Source organism: Leptospira soteropolitanensis (assembly GCF_026151655.1).
Lineage (GTDB): Bacteria > Spirochaetota > Leptospiria > Leptospirales > Leptospiraceae > Leptospira_A > Leptospira_A soteropolitanensis.
Window position 1 is genome coordinate 348,518 of the sequence record NZ_JAMQPN010000001.1, and the last position, 18,093, is coordinate 366,610.

The 18,093-nt window shown below is 36.9% G+C and carries 19 protein-coding genes; 13 read left to right on the forward strand and 6 right to left on the reverse strand.

The annotated features are described in order from the left end of the window. Position 1: 1 nt before the first annotated feature. Together ND811_RS01680 and ND811_RS01685 are read right to left on the reverse strand one after the other, a co-directional pair. Positions 2-529: a hypothetical protein gene (locus ND811_RS01680; RefSeq protein ID WP_265350657.1), complete on the reverse strand. Its 528-nt coding sequence runs from the start codon at positions 527-529 to the stop codon at positions 2-4. Beyond that, complete coding sequence (locus ND811_RS01685; protein WP_265350656.1) at positions 513-1,661, reverse strand: nitrilase-related carbon-nitrogen hydrolase; 1,149 nt, start codon at positions 1,659-1,661, stop codon at positions 513-515. The genes ND811_RS01680 and ND811_RS01685 overlap by 17 nt, the downstream gene beginning before the upstream one ends. Positions 1,662-1,742: 81 nt before the next feature. On the opposite strand from ND811_RS01685, the gene ND811_RS01690 reads away from it, so the two are divergent. From ND811_RS01690 to ND811_RS01715, 6 genes are read left to right on the forward strand one after another with little or no spacing between them, the layout of a single operon-like run. Then, on the forward strand, positions 1,743-2,951 hold the full coding sequence (locus tag ND811_RS01690; RefSeq protein WP_265350655.1) for an argininosuccinate synthase: 1,209 nt from the start codon (positions 1,743-1,745) through the stop codon (positions 2,949-2,951). A gap of 1 nt (position 2,952) precedes the next feature. After that, positions 2,953-3,435 carry a pantetheine-phosphate adenylyltransferase gene (coaD, locus tag ND811_RS01695; RefSeq protein WP_135745128.1) on the forward strand — a complete coding sequence of 161 codons (483 nt, stop codon included), beginning with the start codon at positions 2,953-2,955 and terminating at the stop codon, positions 3,433-3,435. Between the two features lie 17 nt (positions 3,436-3,452). After that, positions 3,453-5,561 carry a cation:proton antiporter domain-containing protein gene (locus tag ND811_RS01700; RefSeq protein WP_265350654.1) on the forward strand — a complete coding sequence of 703 codons (2,109 nt, stop codon included), beginning with the start codon at positions 3,453-3,455 and terminating at the stop codon, positions 5,559-5,561. A 42-nt stretch (positions 5,562-5,603) separates the two neighbouring features. Continuing rightward, positions 5,604-6,017, forward strand: coding sequence for a nucleoside-diphosphate kinase (locus ND811_RS01705; protein WP_265350653.1), 414 nt, complete (start codon positions 5,604-5,606; stop codon positions 6,015-6,017). A gap of 52 nt (positions 6,018-6,069) precedes the next feature. Then, a complete protein-coding gene (locus ND811_RS01710; RefSeq protein WP_265350652.1) occupies positions 6,070-6,993 on the forward strand; it encodes a polyprenyl synthetase family protein in 924 nt (307 codons plus the stop codon). Beyond that, entirely contained in the window at positions 6,974-7,741 is a 768-nt protein-coding gene (locus tag ND811_RS01715; RefSeq protein WP_265350651.1) for a TlyA family RNA methyltransferase, read from the forward strand. The genes ND811_RS01710 and ND811_RS01715 overlap by 20 nt, the downstream gene beginning before the upstream one ends. Positions 7,742-7,752: 11 nt before the next feature. Here ND811_RS01715 and ND811_RS01720 read toward each other — a convergent pair whose 3' ends face one another. Next, the gene (locus ND811_RS01720; RefSeq protein ID WP_265350650.1) at positions 7,753-8,118 is read right to left on the reverse strand and encodes a response regulator; all 366 of its coding nucleotides are present in this window, start codon (positions 8,116-8,118) and stop codon (positions 7,753-7,755) included. Between the two features lie 49 nt (positions 8,119-8,167). Here ND811_RS01720 and ND811_RS01725 point away from each other — a divergent pair, with 49 nt between their 5' ends. Continuing rightward, complete coding sequence (locus tag ND811_RS01725; protein WP_265350649.1) at positions 8,168-8,401, forward strand: ferredoxin; 234 nt, start codon at positions 8,168-8,170, stop codon at positions 8,399-8,401. On the opposite strand, the gene ND811_RS01730 is transcribed toward ND811_RS01725, so the two are convergent. Next, on the reverse strand, positions 8,402-9,211 hold the full coding sequence (locus ND811_RS01730; RefSeq protein WP_265350648.1) for an alpha/beta fold hydrolase: 810 nt from the start codon (positions 9,209-9,211) through the stop codon (positions 8,402-8,404). It abuts the gene before it with no gap. A 61-nt stretch (positions 9,212-9,272) separates the two neighbouring features. On the opposite strand from ND811_RS01730, the gene ND811_RS01735 reads away from it, so the two are divergent. From ND811_RS01735 to ND811_RS01750, 4 genes are read left to right on the forward strand one after another with little or no spacing between them, the layout of a single operon-like run. Continuing rightward, entirely contained in the window at positions 9,273-11,063 is a 1,791-nt protein-coding gene (locus tag ND811_RS01735; protein ID WP_265350647.1) for an ATP-binding protein, read from the forward strand. Beyond that, positions 11,056-12,567, forward strand: coding sequence for a hybrid sensor histidine kinase/response regulator (locus ND811_RS01740; protein WP_265350646.1), 1,512 nt, complete (start codon positions 11,056-11,058; stop codon positions 12,565-12,567). The genes ND811_RS01735 and ND811_RS01740 overlap by 8 nt, the downstream gene beginning before the upstream one ends. A gap of 6 nt (positions 12,568-12,573) precedes the next feature. Then, positions 12,574-13,557: a phosphotransferase gene (locus ND811_RS01745; protein ID WP_265350645.1), complete on the forward strand. Its 984-nt coding sequence runs from the start codon at positions 12,574-12,576 to the stop codon at positions 13,555-13,557. Then, positions 13,554-14,276 (forward strand): NTP transferase domain-containing protein, encoded by a 723-nt coding sequence (locus ND811_RS01750; RefSeq protein ID WP_265350644.1) that lies wholly within the window; start codon positions 13,554-13,556, stop codon positions 14,274-14,276. The genes ND811_RS01745 and ND811_RS01750 overlap by 4 nt, the downstream gene beginning before the upstream one ends. Here ND811_RS01750 and ND811_RS01755 read toward each other — a convergent pair. Beyond that, positions 14,262-15,605, reverse strand: a complete 1,344-nt coding sequence (locus tag ND811_RS01755; RefSeq protein ID WP_265350643.1) for a glucose-6-phosphate isomerase — start codon at positions 15,603-15,605, stop codon at positions 14,262-14,264. The two genes, ND811_RS01750 and ND811_RS01755, sit on opposite strands and share 15 nt — an antisense overlap. 43 nt (positions 15,606-15,648) lie before the next feature. Between ND811_RS01755 and galK the strand changes: the two genes are divergently transcribed. Next, positions 15,649-16,818, forward strand: coding sequence for a galactokinase (gene galK, locus ND811_RS01760; RefSeq protein ID WP_265350977.1), 1,170 nt, complete (start codon positions 15,649-15,651; stop codon positions 16,816-16,818). Then, entirely contained in the window at positions 16,815-17,207 is a 393-nt protein-coding gene (locus ND811_RS01765) for an STAS domain-containing protein (protein ID WP_265350642.1), read from the forward strand. Before galK ends, ND811_RS01765 begins: the two co-directional genes overlap by 4 nt. Here the strand turns inward: ND811_RS01765 and mtnP are convergent. Next, on the reverse strand, positions 17,204-18,067 hold the full coding sequence (gene mtnP / locus ND811_RS01770; RefSeq protein ID WP_004786461.1) for an S-methyl-5'-thioadenosine phosphorylase: 864 nt from the start codon (positions 18,065-18,067) through the stop codon (positions 17,204-17,206). The two genes, ND811_RS01765 and mtnP, sit on opposite strands and share 4 nt — an antisense overlap. Positions 18,068-18,093: the final 26 nt, after the last annotated feature.

Consider the following 18,093-nt stretch of genomic DNA (forward strand, 5'->3'; position numbering starts at 1 on the left):
TTTAGATTTCCTTCCCATTCACCAAATTTTGATAGTGGATTCTTGCCTCGCTCCATTTTTCAGGAGGATTGGCAAATGGGCCTGGATAAGAAATCTGTTCCCAAGTAGATTTGTGGCCATAGTAAACTAAACAGACCAATAGTTTTAAATTTCCCACTACGGCACGGACGATATCAGAATCTGTCTCTGCCCAAAGTGATAAAAGTTCTTCCCGTTTTTCCCGCGAAAGATTCGAGAAAAAACTAAAATGTCCATAAAAAATAGGTAAGTATTCTAACACCATTACCGCCGAATGAAAATCTTCCTGGATCTCTTCTGATACAAAGTACAATTCCTCATCCAATCTTCGCATAACATTTGCTTCTTCTAAACTTGGCATTCCCTTTTCGGTGACAGGAAGGACTACCTCCGAAAAAGCACCTACAGTTTTAGTTTCTGAATCACTAAAATAAAAATAACGAATTTTGGATTTAATGCCCGCACAAAAAAGTAACAAGGCCAAAAAGGATTTTCTAGAGATAGAGTACATAGATTCTTCCTTGGTTTTTTTCTTCTTTCACAAGATTGAATACAGATTTTCCAGATAATGACAGAAAGGCATCGCCACTGGCGGCAAGATCCCAAATTTCCCCTCGGAAAAACACATTGATTCCTGCTTTGACCTTTGGATCTTTAAGACGACCATTCATCGCATATTTTTTCCAAGCCGACCTTTCCGAAATTAAACCAATATCTTTTGGATCTACATCTTTTGGATTCGCATAACCATTGTAACCTTGCCATTTGTGTGTCCAAGCATCAGCCGGTGAAACAAAAGAAGGAATTGCCAGTAGCTCCGATTCCGTTTTTTTAAATTCTTTGTATACGTCTGGAAACCAAGAATCGGCACAAATCATTGTATATAATTTACCGAGCGGAGTAAGATAACTTGGATTTTCATCCAACTTACCTTCTTTTAAGAATTCTTTTTCATCGGTAATGGGAAACAGCTTTCTTACGATTTTGTCGTCTACTCGACCATCTGGATGAAAATAAAAACTTACATTTTCCAAAGGACCATCGGTAGGTGTGATTTTTCCTTCAATGACTCTCGGGTGAGGTAAAACAATCGAACCGGCTACAATGGATACTCGGTATTCTCTGGCAAGTCTTGCAAAAACAGATTGGTATCTGTCCGACATTTGCCATGCTTTCATACGAAAGAGTGTTTCTTTTAATGTGTCACTTGAGTAAGAACTACTAAAGAGATAATGCCAGAGGAAAGAACCAAAGTTTTGTTTTACTAAAACCTCCATCGCTTCTTGGATTGTTTTCGTAGCAAAAATAGATTGATCCTCTGCAGTCACCACAAGCCAAGTTCCAATGTATTCTGGTAAAACAATAATACTACGATCTACATAAAGAAGTTCGTTTTCTTTTGCCATCTGGAAGTATTGGTGCAAAGCCAGATAAAAACTATCTTCCGTAGCATAACTATATTGATTGAGGTACGGTTCCATCCCCACAAAACTTCCCCGTTTTGCTGTTCCCTCTCTTTGGATGTATATCTTTGGGTTAGGTACGGATCGGGAGATTTCCTCTTGAGGAACCAATTGCTTTTGGCAGTGGATCGTAAAAATGAAAATGCTTACGAAAAGAGAAAAAGAAACGGGAAAACGCATCCACCAAATCTACTACACAATTTCGTTTCAGACAATATTTAATTGTGTTCTTGGTTTTTTCTTTTATTTTGACCTTATTCTATGAAAGAGAAACCTGCTCCCAAAAAAATCGTTCTCGCTTACTCCGGAGGACTCGATACGTCCGTCATCCTGGCTTGGTTAAAAGATACCTACGGTTGTGAAGTCATTGCTTTTTGCGCTGATGTTGGTCAAAAAGAAGAACTCACTGGCCTAGAAGAAAAAGGAAAAAATACCGGAGCATCCAAAGTGTACATCCAAGACCTACGTTTGGAATTCGCTCGTGACTTTATTTTCCCTGCGATTCGGGGAAATGCCATTTATGAAATGCGTTATTTACTCGGAACATCTCTTGCGCGTCCTCTTATTGCAAAAGCAATGGCAGAAGTCGCCGCCAAAGAAGGTGCTGATGCTTTTTCTCATGGAGCGACAGGAAAAGGAAACGACCAAGTTCGTTTCGAACTCACTTTCAAAGCACTTTCGCCTAACTTACAAATCATTGCACCCTGGAGAACTTGGAATTTTGGTGGCCGAGAAGAACTAATTGAATATGCAAAGAAAAAAGGAATTCCAGTTCCTGTAACAGCTGCTAAACCATATAGTATGGACAGAAACTTAATGCACCTTTCCTTTGAAGGTGGAATTTTAGAAGATCCATACAACGAACCAAAAGAAGATATGTTTATCCTAACCGTATCTCCAGAAAAAGCACCAGACAAACCAACTTATTTAGAATTGGATTTTGAAAATGGGGACTGTGTTGCCATCGATGGAAAAAAACTAAATCCGCTCGAAGTGATGGAAACCTTAAATGATTTAGGTGGGAAAAACGGAGTGGGCCGAGTTGACATCGTAGAAAACAGACTTGTGGGAATCAAATCTCGCGGAGTGTACGAAACTCCTGGTGGAACCATACTTCATATCGCTCACCGCGATTTAGAATCCATCACACTGGATCGTGATACCCAACACAAAAAAGATGAACTCTCACAAGAGTTTGCTCGTTATATCTACAATGGCCAATGGTATTCCAACCAAATGAATGCTTTACGTGTTTATATGGATTATACGCAAAAGTATGTAAACGGAACCGTTCGAATTAAATTGTATAAAGGAAATTGCACCGTTGTCGGACGAAAATCCAACAAGTCCCTTTACAATGCAGGACTTTCTACATTTGAAAAAGAAGAATTGTACAACCAATACGATGCAGAAGGTTTTATCAACCTTTACGGACTGCCTATGAAAGAATGGGCAAGGGTAAACAAATAAGATGAAAAATATCGCCGTATATCCAGGCTCTTTTGATCCGTTTACCAACGGTCATCTCGACATTATACGGCGAGCTCATCCGTTATTCGAAGAGATCATCATTGCGGTTGCCATAAACTCCAAAAAAACTTCCTTGTTTTCCCCGGAAGAACGAGTGGAAATGATCGGAAAGGTTTTTAAAGGCTGGGACAAAATCAAAATTGATTCCTTCGAAGGCCTAACTGTCGATTATTGCAAAGAAAAAAACTCACGTGTGATTTTAAGAGGGCTTCGGGCGGTTACAGATTTTGATTACGAATATGCCATTTCTCTTATGAATAAAAAATTAGCACCCGAGATCGAAACTTATTTTTTGATGGCAGACAATGAATACTCTTTTGTGTCTTCCACAATCGTCAAAGAAGTAGCAAGACATGGAAGAGCCGTATCCAACCAAGTTCCAGACATTGTGGGCGAAGCTCTTACTAAAAAATTTTCCGTTTAAGGTAAAATGAGGATTCTATGAAAACGCGTTCTTCCCTTTTTTATGGATTCACCATTCTCCTTTTTGGTTCTCTAGGGTACTTTCTCCTACAAGCAGGTTCCCTACTCGAAGTCACAAAAAATATTGTGACAGTCACCAATGAACATCTAGATACTGAAAATTTTTTCAATCGTTTTCATCATCCATTAGCACTTCTTTTTCTCCAAATTATCATTGTTTGTGGGTCAGCTAGATTTGTTGGTTATGTTTTCTCGCGAAAACTCAAACAACCTTCTGTGATGGGAGAGATTGTTGCTGGGATTTTACTCGGACCTTCTTTACTGGGATATTACTTTCCTGAAACGATGGGTTTTTTATTTCCACCAGCAAGTCTCCCTACTCTCGGAACCCTTAGCCAAATTGGTTTGGTTCTTTTTATGTTCATTATTGGGATGGAGCTTGATATCTCTGTTCTTAAAAACAAAGCACATTCAGCCATTATCATTAGCCACGCCAGTATCATTTTTCCTTTCTTTTTGGGTATGATATTGGCCTATTATTTTTACACAGATTATGCACCTGAGAACGTAGGTTTTTTATCGTTTTCACTCTTTATGGGAATTGCCATGAGTATCACCGCCTTTCCTGTGCTTGCAAGAATCCTTCAGGAAAGAAATCTTACACGAACTCCGCTTGGTGCTATGGTCCTTACCTGCGCTGCAGCGGACGATATGACCGCCTGGATCTTACTTGCGATCATTGTCACTATCTCTAAAGCCGGAAATCTCAATACAGCGCTTTTTACCATCGGATTGTCCTTTGCTTATATTCTCACGATGATTTATCTGGTGGCACCTTTTTTGAAACGATTGGGATCTATCTATATTTCAAGAGAAAACTTAACACGAACTGCTGTTGCTCTTATCTTAATGATTTTATTCCTATCCTCACTCACCACAGAGGTCATCGGAATTCATGCTCTGTTTGGAGCGTTTCTTGCTGGTGTTGTGATGCCCGCTGAGGGAAATCTCAAAAAACTCGTTGCTGAAAAAATCGAAGACATAGCTGTCATTTTATTTCTTCCCATTTTCTTTGTGATCACAGGACTCCGAACAGAAATTGGTCTACTGAACGGTTCTCACCTTTGGATGGTTTTTGGTCTCGTCATCCTTGTAGCTGTTGTTGGAAAATTTGTAGGAAGTGCTTTCGCTGCAAAAGTTTCAGGATCCAACTGGGAAGATGCACTTTCTATCGGTGCTCTTATGAATACACGCGGTCTGATGGAACTTGTGGTTCTCAATATTGGATATGATCTAGGAATTTTAAGTCCCGAAATTTTTGCCGTTTTTGTGTTAATGGCTCTTGTCACCACCCTCTCCACAGGGCCACTATTAGATGGGATTCAAAAGTTTTTCTCAAAATCGGAAAAACGAGTTCTTACAGAAAAACCTGTTGATCGCAAATTGCGAGTGTTAGTTGCTTTTGCCCAAGAAAAAATGGGAAAAAGTCTAGTTCGTTTTGCATATTCACTTTCCGGCAACCAAAAGAAAAATTTGGAAATCACCGCTCTTCATATTTCGCCAAACGACTCGTTATCCAATGAAGAAATTCGTCGTTATCGCGATGCCAGTTTTGAAGCGATTCGCCAAACAGGCTCTAGTATGGGCATTCAGGTTCAAACAGAATACCGTATCACCGACAATGTCACTTATGAAATTGTCAATTTTGCCAAAATCAAACATACAGACATTTTACTCATTGGTGCCGCAAAACCTCTATTTTCTCGCAGTTATACGGGAGGTAAAATTAAGGGAATTCTCAACTATTGCCCAGCCACTGTGGGTGTTCTCATCGACAACGGTTTAGAATCTATAGAAAAAGTGGCCATCCTTTACAAAGGGGAAAAGGACCCCATCCTTGGATTTGCCCAAAAACTAACATCCCTCAAAGGAATGAAGTCGAACAAAATCAAGGTGGAAGACCTAGTACAACCCGAAACAGATCTCAATCCCTACCCTATTGCCCTAAATAAAATTATTGGATATTCAATGATTCTTATCGATCTAAATGTTTGGGAAGAAATGGGATTTGAGAAAATGGATCTTCTTCCAACTTCTTTTCTTTTGGTTCGTTTTTTAGGTACTTAAAGATTCGATTGCTTTTTTCGGTTTCTCCAAGCTTTTGGAGATATGGAAAGAACTTTTATCATGCTTAAACCTGATGCTGTGAAAAACAAACACATCGGTGACATCCTTCAAAGAATCGAAAAAGAAGGATTTAAAATCCTAGGAATGAAATTCCTAAAACTCAGCCTCGAAGACGCAAAACAATTTTACGCGGTTCACGCAGCTCGCCCATTCTACAATGACCTTTGCACTTACATGGCTTCTGGTCCAATCGTTGCTTGTGCTCTTGAGAGAGACAATGCAGTATCTCATTGGAGAGACGTAATTGGTGCTACTGATCCGAAAGAAGCAAAAGCAGGAACTATTCGCGCACTTTTTGCAGAAAGCAAAGAAGCAAATGCGGTTCACGGTTCTGACTCTGTTGCAAACGCACTTCAAGAAATTGCGTTTTTCTTCAAAGGATATGAACTTAACTAAGTTCGAACCAAACAATCGATCGGTTCTTTAGATAGGACCGATCTTTTTTCCAGTGCCTACTCCCCTTTCCGATATCTTAACAAACTCCAAACAACTCTTCGATTCGTTTTTTGAATCTTATACAAAAGAATTGTTCCAACCACAAACTCGCATAACGGATGCTTGTTTGTATAGCCTCAAAGCTGGTGGAAAAAGAATACGACCCATTTTTGTCCTGAATTCTTTTTTTCATCCAAACGATTTGCCAAAAATACTCAATACCAAAGAACATCACTCTGTTTATTTAGCATCCCTTGCCGTCGAATGCATACATACTTATTCACTCATCCATGATGATTTACCTGCAATGGACGACGACGATACACGTCGGGGGATGCCTACCTGTCATGTCCAGTTCGATGAAGCCACTGCCATCCTTGCAGGTGACACACTCAATTCCTTAAGTTTTTATCTCTTATCTTTATATGAAAATACAGATTCCGCTGCCATCCGAGATTCCATCCAAATCCTTCATAGAGGTGCGGGAATGAATGGAATGATCCTGGGACAAATGGAAGACATCGAAGAAGAAAAAAATCCGAGTGCCAAGGGTAAAGAATCCAAACTTACATCCATCCATGAAAAGAAAACGGGAGCTCTGATTGAAGCCTCTTTCCTTTTAGGAAATCGGTTACGACCGGATTGGATAGAAAGAGAAACTGTTATTTCTAGTTATGCGAAAGAAATCGGGTTATTATTTCAAATTACAGACGATATTTTGGATGTAGAAGGAAACCTTGCCGAACTTGGAAAAACACCAGGAAAAGATGCGAAAGCAGGTAAATTAACTTATCCTAGTCTTTATGGGATGGAAACAGCTAAAAAGTTACGAGACGAATCTGTCACTAAAGCAATATCTCTTGTATCAAATGTAACTTCTTTGAATAATGAATTCTTTTTAGGATTACCAAAATACATTGCCGAAAGAAAAAATTAGACTTGATGAATACCTCGTACGCGAAGGTTATGCGATCGATCGAAAACTAGCGCAATCTTTAATTCTTTCTGGTTCGGTTCTTGTCAATGATGTGGTAATTTCAAAAGTTGGAACGATCCTTTCTGCAAAAGACATTGTTCGCACCAAAGAAAAAATCAAAACCTATGTGTCTCGCGGGGCATACAAACTCCTAGGGGCTTTTTCTTCCTTTCCCTCTGTAAACGTACAAAACAAAACATGTATAGACTTGGGTTCTTCTACAGGAGGGTTCTGCCAAGTTCTATTGGAAAAAGGTGCCTCCCGAGTGGTTGCTGTCGATGTAGGATATGGACAACTGGCACAAAAAATTGCCAATGATCCCAAAGTCACTGTGTTTGATCGCACACATCTAAAAGACCTTACGATTTCTCAATTACAACCCTTAACACCTGAAACTTGGATTACTATGGATTTAAGTTTTATTTCTCTTGTTCCAGTATTTGGATCCTTAATCTCTCTTTTTCAATCAAGTTCCAACATAGATTGGCAAGGTATATCTTTATTCAAACCTCAGTTTGAAGTTCATCCTTCAAAATTGGAAAAGGGAGTTTTGAAAGATTCGCATCATATTGGTTATACGATTAGATCCATCTGGCGAAAGATCAAAAATTTAGATCCAAAATTAAAGTTTTTAGGGCTCGCAGAATCCCCTATTCAGGGTGCTGATGGAAATCGAGAATTTTTGATTCGTTGGGAGTGGAGAAAGTAGATTTAAAAAAATTAAGTTGTAAAACCCGATACGGCTTCTTTTAGTTGGTCCGTGGTAAACGGTTTCATCAAATATGCATAAGATGGATTTTGGTTAATTCTGTGTTTTGCAGTATCATCTAAAAAACCCGTCAAAAACAATACTGGAACCGAGAATTGTTCTCTTAAAGATTCCGCAGTATCAATCCCATCCAATGATCCTTCCAAATTTATATCCATTAGTATGAGATCAGGAACCTTCTCCGAAACAATTTGAAAGGCCTCATCCCCGGAAGGTACAACAGCTATCACATGAAAACCGAATGATTCGATTTTCTGTTTGATATTCAGTCCGAGGAAAGGTTCATCCTCTACGATGAGGATGTTCTTTTTTGTCATATATGCTTTATTTTATAAGGGGGGGTCTGTTAAAAAGTAAAAATACTATATGGCAGATAAAAGTATCAAACAACCCGAAAATGTACCAGGAAAATACTATGTCGACCAAACCTGTGTTCCTTGTAACGACTGCATAAAAGAGGCCCCTGACCTTTTGGAATATAGTTCAGACGAAAGTCATATTTATGTAAAAAAACAACCAACCACACCGAATGAAGAAAAACAAGCAAAAGCAGCAATGGCAATGTGCCCGGTAGACGCCATTGGCGATGACGGAGAATAGTTAAGTATTATAGAATATCCTAATATTACTTGCGACTACATCTGGCTTTTCCAGATGAATCGCATGCCTAACTTTCGGAATCCATACTATTTTGCTTTTTTTAATATAAGAGTTAATTTTTTTCATCATAAAAGGTGGAGTAATTTCATCTTCTGCACCGGCTAAAATCAAAGTTGGAATTTTAATTCCCTTCATTTTAGAATCAAAGAAAATCTCATCTTCTCTCCGTAAGGTATTTTCTTGTAAATACTCGTTTGGCTTATCATTCCAAATCGTAACAAGTGTGTGGCGAAATAAAAAACCAGGTTCGGGAAATTCTTCTCCGTAAAGATATCGAAGTAATAAAACTACCTGTTTTTCTGTTTTAGGAAAAAGAACCTTACGCATTCTCTCACGTTCTGGATGAGGAATGCCACCGGGTGCTAAGAGAATTAGTTTCTGCACTCTTTTTTGTCTATCTTGTAAAACTAAATGTTGAGATGTAAGTCCTCCCATCGAATGACCAACTAAACAAATATCTTTCAAATCTAATTTTTCAAAACATTCAAGGAGTAAGTCTGCCCAAACATCAATTTGATAGAGATATTTTACTAAAGGTAATTTACTCTTTCCGTATCCAGGCAAGTCGAATACATATAAAGGAAAACCATCATTTAACAATTCTTTAATGACGCGGCGAAAACCAAAGCTTTCATCAAGCAATCCATGTAAAAAAACTATGGGTTTTTTATTACCATTTCCAAATTTCCAATAGAAAATTCGATGTCCACCCATAGGAACAAAACAGGGAGTCCCTCCCATATTTTTCATTGATTTACGTCTCTGGGACTGATAGTTTCGAAAAAGGCTTCGGTAAAAGTATTTAATCATAATGTTGGATTCGAAAATTGAAAGACTATCGCAGCTACTCTCCCATTCCCAAAAAGGATTGGTTTTCGTCGACCTTAAATCGAAACAAATTCTTTATATCAACCCAATTACAGTAGAACGCCTGGAACTAAAAAATTCAAAATCTTTGGATGTAGAAAACATATTCTTTGATTTTGATCTCCTAATTTCGGAAATTCATACTCACCCACAATCCAAAAGTGATTACAAGTGGTTTCTAAAAAAACAAAATGAAGAGAAGATTCCGGTTTCTGTTCATTATTCCTCATTAACAGATTTCTTTGATTCAAATTCTGAAATTTATGCCATTACTATAATCTGGAATCAATTACAATCTGATGATCATCCTTCGATCGCTGATCACTTAGAAATTCCGTTCATCCAAACTGATTTATCCGGTAATTTAAGATACGCGAACAATCGTTTTATAGAATTATTTAGATTATCACCAAACAAAATCCAAACGCATTCAATATCTGATGTTCTCATCTTACCCGAAAATCTTAAGAATGAAATTTTTCAGAGGAATACAAAGTTTCTTTTGGAAGTTGATCACGCCACTGAAAATTCGATCACCTTTCAGTTACAAAGCTTTATCACGACAGAACAAGGAATTCCAAATGGCATTACAATTCTTTTACTTGACCTTTCTGAATTACAAAATGCCGAACGAATCATTAAATATGGTGAAGATAAATTAAGAACTTTCTTTGCTACGATGAATAATGGTTTTGTGATTATAAACAAAGATGCAAAAATTTTAGAGATTGCTCCCATTTTTAAGTTTTTACTGTTTCAGGTTTTTGCCTTTGAAGTAGGCGAAGATATTTTCCATTTTTTTGATGAAAAAATGAAATCAAAACTAATGGAAGTTTTAAATTCTGTAATTGAAAATCAAAACTCCCAAACTACAGAATTTGATTATAGATTACTTGGCGAAGAGAAAACTTTCGAGATTCGCTTTATTCCTGTTAGGAGATACGATCCAAACGACAAAAAGATTTTGTTGGTTTTTTCAGACATCACCGAAGCAAAAAGAAAGGATCGACAACTGATTGAATCGATGAAATTTGCAAGTATCGGTGAAATTGCTGCCGGACTAGCACATGAAATCAATAACCCATTACAAAGTGCATTATTATATTTGGACGACTTAATTACTGTAGACGAGACAGATCAAAATGAACGCAGAAATATTTTAAAAAAAATCGAATCTGCTAATTTACGAATTCGTGATTTAGTTAAGGCCTTACTTGATCTGGGAAGAATGGAAAGTCCTAATCGAGATATTGTTTCTCCGTATTATATTTTGGTTCGAACCAGTGAATTAGTCGAAGTTAGTTGCAGGAAGAAGAATATTAACTTTACAAGACACGCTGGACCAAATTTGCCAGGCATCTTTGTGCGATGGCAAGAGATAGAGCAAGTACTAATCAATTGTGTGGTTAACTCTATCAATGCACTTTCTGAAATGGAAACAGCAAGACAATTCCCAAAAATCGAATTGGGTATTGATTTAGTAAAAAACCAAAAAAAAGAATGGGTTGTTTTTTCTGTCGAAGATAATGGCCCTGGAATTGATGATGATACTTTAGAGAAGGTTTTTTTACCGTTATTCACAACGAGGCGTAATAAACAGGGTACAGGTCTAGGACTTTCTATATCAAAAAAGATCATCGCTGAGCATGGTGGCGAAATCTATATTAAAACTAAGGAAGGAACAGGTACCAAGGTAGAAATTTACCTCCCTGCTCACACGGACGAAAATGGATAAGATTTTAATTGTAGATGATGAAGAAGATATACGAATCGCTTTAAAACGAGTATTATCCCGGGAAGGATACCAAATTGAACTCGCCGAATCTGCTTCTGAAGCGATCCAGAGAATATCATCTGGAGAAACATTTTCGGTTGCAATTTCAGATATTTTAATGTCAGGAATGTCTGGGATCGATTTCACCAAATATATTGCTGAAAAACAAATTAACTTACCTGTTATCCTAATAACAGGAAATCCCAATCTTTCTTCTGCGGAATCTGCAATTCGATACCATGCATTCGAGTATATATCCAAACCTGTTGACAGAACACAAATTCTATCTGTTGTTAAACGAGCCTTAGAACTCAAAAATCAAAAAGATTCCGATTTAGAAAAATTGATGTTATCGGAAAAACTGGAAAAAGCACTTCGCACACAAAACTTAGATTTAAACAGACAAAATGCAGCGATATTAAATGCAACATCCGATGCAGTCATAACTATTGATTCTAAACTCACTGTTGTTTCGGCAAATAAAGCAAGTTTTGAAATGTTTCGGTTTAAAACGCCCTTAGATCTGATTGGTCAATCAGTGAAAATCCTATTCACTGAAAATAAAATGCAAAAATATATGAGCCAAGTCGCTAAGGTTCTAAATGAAGAAGAAAGTAAATCCACTCTTCAACTATCCGATGTAACATTATTACGTTCAGATGCTTCCACTTTTTTAGCCGATATTGCGATTTGTTCCTATAGTTTGGATGGAGATACATACTACACAGGTGTCATTAGAGATGTTACTCAAAAAAAGGCAATGGTAGAACAGCTCATTCACTCAGAAAGAAGAGCCTTTTTATCCGTCGTGGCCGCAAGCATTGGACACGAAATTAATAATTCACTAACCGCAATCCAAGGTTTTGTGGAAATGGCCTCCCGAGAAAATGCAGATACAATGTTAAAGGACCGAGCTCTAAAAGTTACACTGAATCAAACAGAAAAATTAAGAGCCCTAACGTCCAATCTCTTACAACTTGGAAAATCATTAAAATCAAATCATGAACAATCGAAGATCCTAAACTTAAACAAAGAGATATCTTCGGTTCTACAAGTATTTAAGGAAACAGCAAAATTAAAATATTGCCACATCAAATGGGAAAATTCACTCGAAGAAATTCCAATACAAATGAATTCGGATCAATTTGCATTGTTACTTTCAAATATTCTCCTTAATGCTGCGGACGCTACTAATAATATTGGCACTATAGAAATCATTTCTTATCAGGATCAGAAAAATTCTCATCTAATTGTTACAGATGATGGTGAAGGTATGTCGCCGGAAACTTTAAATAAAATTTATGAACCCTATTTCACCACTAAAGAACTTGGAAAAGGAACTGGCCTTGGAATGTTTGTTGTGAAACAAATTGTGGATAATTTCGACATTCGATTAGAAATTGAATCTGCAAAAGGAAACGGATCTAAATTTCATTTTATTTTTCCAAAGGTATCTGAATCATAGTGCTAAGTGAATCCTGAATTAAACACAGAACAACTCGAAGCAGTAGTTTCAAGATATGGTAAAAACTGTAAAATTGTTTCCTTACAAGAAGAAGCTTCTACACGGCGATATTTTCACATAACATTACAAAACGGAAGTGAAGAAGTTGCCTGCGCAGACACTATCGTAAACGAAGATTTCATTGTCATTTCTGAGTTTCTTAATGCAAATGAAATCCATGTTCCAAAAGTTTTGGACGTAAATAGAAAACTTGGACTTACGTTTATGAGTTTCGAAGGACTGAATGATTTTAGTTCCTACAATCTGAATGATTACAAAATAAAATTTCCAATCCTAATCGATTTAATTTTAAAACTACAAAGCTTAGATCCACCGCCATTAGTAAAAAATCGAAAATTCGATACAGAAAAACTAAGTTTCGAAACTAATCTAACTATAGAAAAATTCGAAGACTTTCGCAAATTATTCCAAATCAAAACAAAAATTTCTAATGAAGCAAAAGCGTTTATTGAAGAAACAGTTGGTTATTTAAACAAATATCCGATTAATGTTTTAACACATAGAGATTTTCATTGTAGAAATATTTTAATTTCACCTAATAATGATTATTCATTAATTGATTTTCAAGATGCCAGGATGGGAGTGCCGCAGTATGATCTAACTTCGATTTTATATGATGCGTATTATCCATTACCGAGGGATTTTCGTTCTTTAATGTTAAAATCTTTTCGAGAAAGGAACCTGGATCAATCAAAAAAATTTAACGATACATTTTATCTCCAAGCTCTGCAGCGATCTTTCAAAGCTCTAGGAACTTACTTTCGAATGGTCACTGATCACGGCAAAGAAAAGTTCAAACCTTCAATAATCACTTGTTTAAACCAACTGGAAGAAATCGTTCAATTAGGAATGTTTGCAGACTCTTTGTATATCTTTATTAGAAGTTTACGAGATGAACTAAGTCGCCATAAGGATTTTAAAAATTTATGAATGCCTTTGTTTTAGCTGCAGGTTTTGGAAAAAGGATGGGTAGTCTTACAGAAAATTGTCCAAAGCCGCTATTAAAAATCCAAGATATTACTCTCCTCGATTATAGCCTTTATCTGCTCGATCTATGGAAAGTTTCTAATGTTTTGGTCAACACACATTACTTAGGTGATCAAATAAAAAATCATCTAAAAAGATTTAAAAAATTCCCAATTACAATTTTAGAAGAAAAAAATGAAATCTTAGGTACAGCTGGTGGTATTCGTACTGGATTATCAGATAAGTATTTCGAAGAACCTATTTTACTGATAAATCCAGATACATTATTTTTTCCTGATCAAAGTTTTAAACCGAAAACCGAACTAAAAGATCATACAAAAATTCATTTATATTTATTACCTGCACCTCCTAATCAAAGTTATACAAAAATTGGTATCGATGAAAATGGAAAATTAACCTTTGGAAATGGAGGATACTATTATATAGGTCTTGCCATTCTTAATCCGAAATGTCTCTCTCATTTAGAAAAAAATAATTACCATGATCTTTCTGATATTTTTAAAGAATGCGCAGAACGAGGAGAGATTACCGGAGAAATATTCTCCGGAAGAGTTTTAGATTTAGGTACAAAGGACCTTTGGGAAGCCTATGTAAAAACTGATATTTTCGGTGCTGAGATTTCCAAAATTCAGGTTTTCCTTAAATCTTCATATATGGCTTAAGATTTCCTGTTTTCTTTTTTCATATCCCTTTTTGCCAAGCAAAGCAAACATATTGTTTTTATAATCTTCTACGCCTGGTTGATCAAAAGGATTTACACCTAACATATAACCGGATACCCCACAAGCAAACTCAAAGAAATATAAAAGTTCGCCAATGGTTTCTTCAGTTAAAGTTGGTAAAACAATTTCCAAACAAGGAACTCCACCATCTTTATGCGCAATGAGAGTTCCAAGCATAGCACTTTGATTGACTTCCGAAAGTTTTTTTCCGGCCAAATAATTTAAGCCATCTCTATCGTCAGCCTTTTCAGTTAAGTAGACATCTTGCTTGGGAGACTCTACTTTAATGGTAGTTTCCATCAACTGCCTTTCACCATCTTGAATGTACTGTCCCATAGAATGAAGATCCGTTGTAAATTGAACAGAAGCAGGAAAAATTCCTTTTCCAGTTTTTCCTTCACTTTCGCCAAACAACTGTTTCCACCATTCGGAAAGATATGAAAAAGCAGGAGTATAACTCACAAGGATTTCGATTTTTTTGCCCTTTCCATATAGAGAATTTCGAATCGCAGCATATATGGTCGCAATGTTCCCTTCAGAAGCAGACTTTTCCCTTAGTTCTGCTTCCATCGTCTTTGCTCCATCTATTAATTTATTGATGCTAAAACCTGCAGCTGCAATCGGCAATAATCCCACTGGAGTAAAAACGGAAAAACGACCACCTACATCATCGGGAATGATGAAAGTTTGAAATTGGTATTCGTCGGCAAGTTGCTTCAATGCTCCTTTTTCTTTGTCTGTCGTTGCAAAGACTCGGTTTTTAACATTCTCCCTACCATATTTTCTTTCCAAAAGAGAGAGTAACAAGCGAAAGGCGATAGCAGGTTCAGTTGTTGTACCTGATTTTGATATCACATTCACCGAAAATTCTTTGTTTTCTAAAAAAGCCAATAAACGAGAATGATAATCTGCATCCAAGTGATGTCCTGCATAAATAATTTTAACAGATTTTTTATGAATTTCATGAGCACTAAATTCAGGTGTTAAAGCCTCAATGACAGCACGAGCACCGAGATAACTTCCACCAATTCCAACAACAACCAAATACTGCGAATGAGATTGAATTGTTTCTGCTGCTTTTCGAATCATTTGAAGGTCATCTGGATTCGTTTTGCTAGGGAGATCCACCCAACCTAAAAATTCACTTCCTTGCCCGCTTTTTTTAAGAAGAGTTTGCCTTGCCTTCTCAGCGTTATCCAATTCTTTCTGGATTAGAGTTTCAGAGATAAAAGATTTAACAAATCGGTCAGAAATTTTTACGTTCGACATAACAACGATCCTTGAAAAAAGTATGGCACGAAAGGAAGATGAAGTGGATTCATTAAGAAGTAAAGAAAATTTGAATCAATTTGAATCAATATTTGGAAAAACAAAACAACCCCCTCGTTTATTCCAAGCACCAGCTAGAATCAATATAATTGGGGAACATGTTGATTATTTAGGTGGAATTGTCCTTCCTGCAGCCATAAATTTTGCTGTACAAGTTTATCTCCGACCAAACGAAACCTCCTCTTATCGTTTATACTCAGTTACTTATAATGAAACTGTAGAATTAATAAAGCCTCTCAAACCAAATCCAAAATCACCTTGGGCAGACTATATCTCAGGAGTCATTTTCGAAATTGAAAAAATGGGATATTCAGTTCCAGGATTTGATTTATTAGTTGATGGAAATATTCCACAAGGTTCAGGCCTATCATCCTCGGCCGCTTTTGAAGTGGTGACTGGTTATGCGATCAAAGAAACCTTTGGACTCACTTTATCACGAGAGGAGATTGCACTTATAGGACAACGAGCAGAAAACAACTTCGTGGGAACCAAATGTGGGATCATGGACCAATTCATCATTGCTGTAGGCAAAAAAGATGATTGTATTTCCTTAAATACTGAAACTCTAAAGTATTCTTATCATCACTTCGACTTAGGAAAATACGAATTTTACCTAATCAATTCAAATGTTAAACATAGTTTGAAAGATAGTGCCTATAACAAACGCAGATCGGAATGTGAATCGGCATTGGTAAAAATCAAAGCAAAGTATCCAAATTTTATACAATTGTACGATGTAAATCTTACGGAATCAGAACTAGAAAACTGCCACCTAACAATTGAAGAACAAAAGAGAATTAAACATGTAACTTCAGAAAGGGAAAGAACAAAAGTTGTCATCGATGGTTTAGAATCAGGCAATTTTTTAGAAGTGGGATCAGCACTTTTTGAAACCCATTGGTCCCTATCTAAAGAATTTGAAGTCTCATGCCCCGAAACTGATTTCATTGTTGATTCTTTGCAGAGTCTAAGCGTCACTGGTGCAAGAATGATTGGTGGTGGTTTTGGTGGATGCGTACTCGTACTAGATACCAAAGACCATTTTTCTAAAATTGAAGAAGTTCTGAAAAAAAGTTATCAACAAAAGTTTAACGTTGCGCTAGACTTCTATAAATTTCAAATTTCAGATGGAGTTAAGGAAGTTTTGATATGATCGAAAACTGGAGTGATTACACAGTTGAAAGTGGAGACTTCAAAATGGAAGTCCTCCATCAAAAATTTGTCCCCCTCCCAGAAACTGCTGTTTACTTTGAATTGTCTGGAGAAATCAATCTCTATAATTCACAAATCATGAAAGAGAATTTGGAAATTCTCATCTCAAAAGGAATCAACTACATTTTCTTAAACTTTGAACAAGTCAGTTATATAGATAGTTCCGGACTCGGAGTTTGTTTAGGGATTCATTCAAGATTAATGAAACAAAAAGGTTATATCCGAATCATATCCCCTTCAGAAAAAGTACGATATGTTTTGGAATTAACCAAACTAAGAAGCCTGCTCCAAATTTTTCCGACTTTGGAACAAGCGATCAGTTCAGACTAAAAGTAAGTTGGAAAAAGAAATTTTAGTTTGTTAATTTGTTCCTGATTTCTTTTTTCAGGAGCAGTCACCAAAGAAAACTTTGTGCTTCCCACAAGACTAGTATCATCTGACTTTCCTAAGAAATCAATGAGCGCCGAAAGTAACAACTTCGCTGTCTCTGCATTTTTACTTAAGTTACCCAACACCATTTCCAAAGTAACATGGGCTTCATCTTCTTTCCAACAATCGTAGTCGGTTGACATACAAACCATTTGGTAAAGAATCTCTGCTTCTCTTGCTAGTTTTGCTTCAGGAAGGACAGTCATGTTGATGATATCAGCTCCCCAGGATCTGTACATATGAGATTCAGCTCTTGTAGAAAACAAAGGCCCTTCCATACAAATTAGTGTTTTGTTGGAATGAATCGGAAGACCAATTTGTTTTGCAGCCTCTTCTACTTTTTTACCAAGTCCTGGTGAAAAAGGATCAGCAAAAGGAGCATGAGCCACCATTCCGTTTTCGAAAAAAGTGGATGGTCGTGCCTTGGTGCGGTCAATGATTTGTGAAGGGATTACAAAATCTCTAGGAGCTATTTCTTGGCGTAAACTTCCCACAGAACTAAATGCAATGATTTCTTCTACGCCTAACTGTTTTAATGCGGCAATATTGGCTCTGGCCGGAACTTCGCTTGGATTTAAAAAATGTCCTTTTCCATGTCTTGGCAAAAACGCAATTTCTTTCCCTTTAAAACGACCAATGGTGATTGTGTCTGATGGTTTGCCCCAAGGAGTTTCTGGATGGATTTCTTTGATAATTTCCATTCCATCAATTGAATATAGGCCAGTTCCACCAATGACCCCGATTTTCACTACATTTGCCATATGAATCCTCTTAAAGTGCAGTTTTC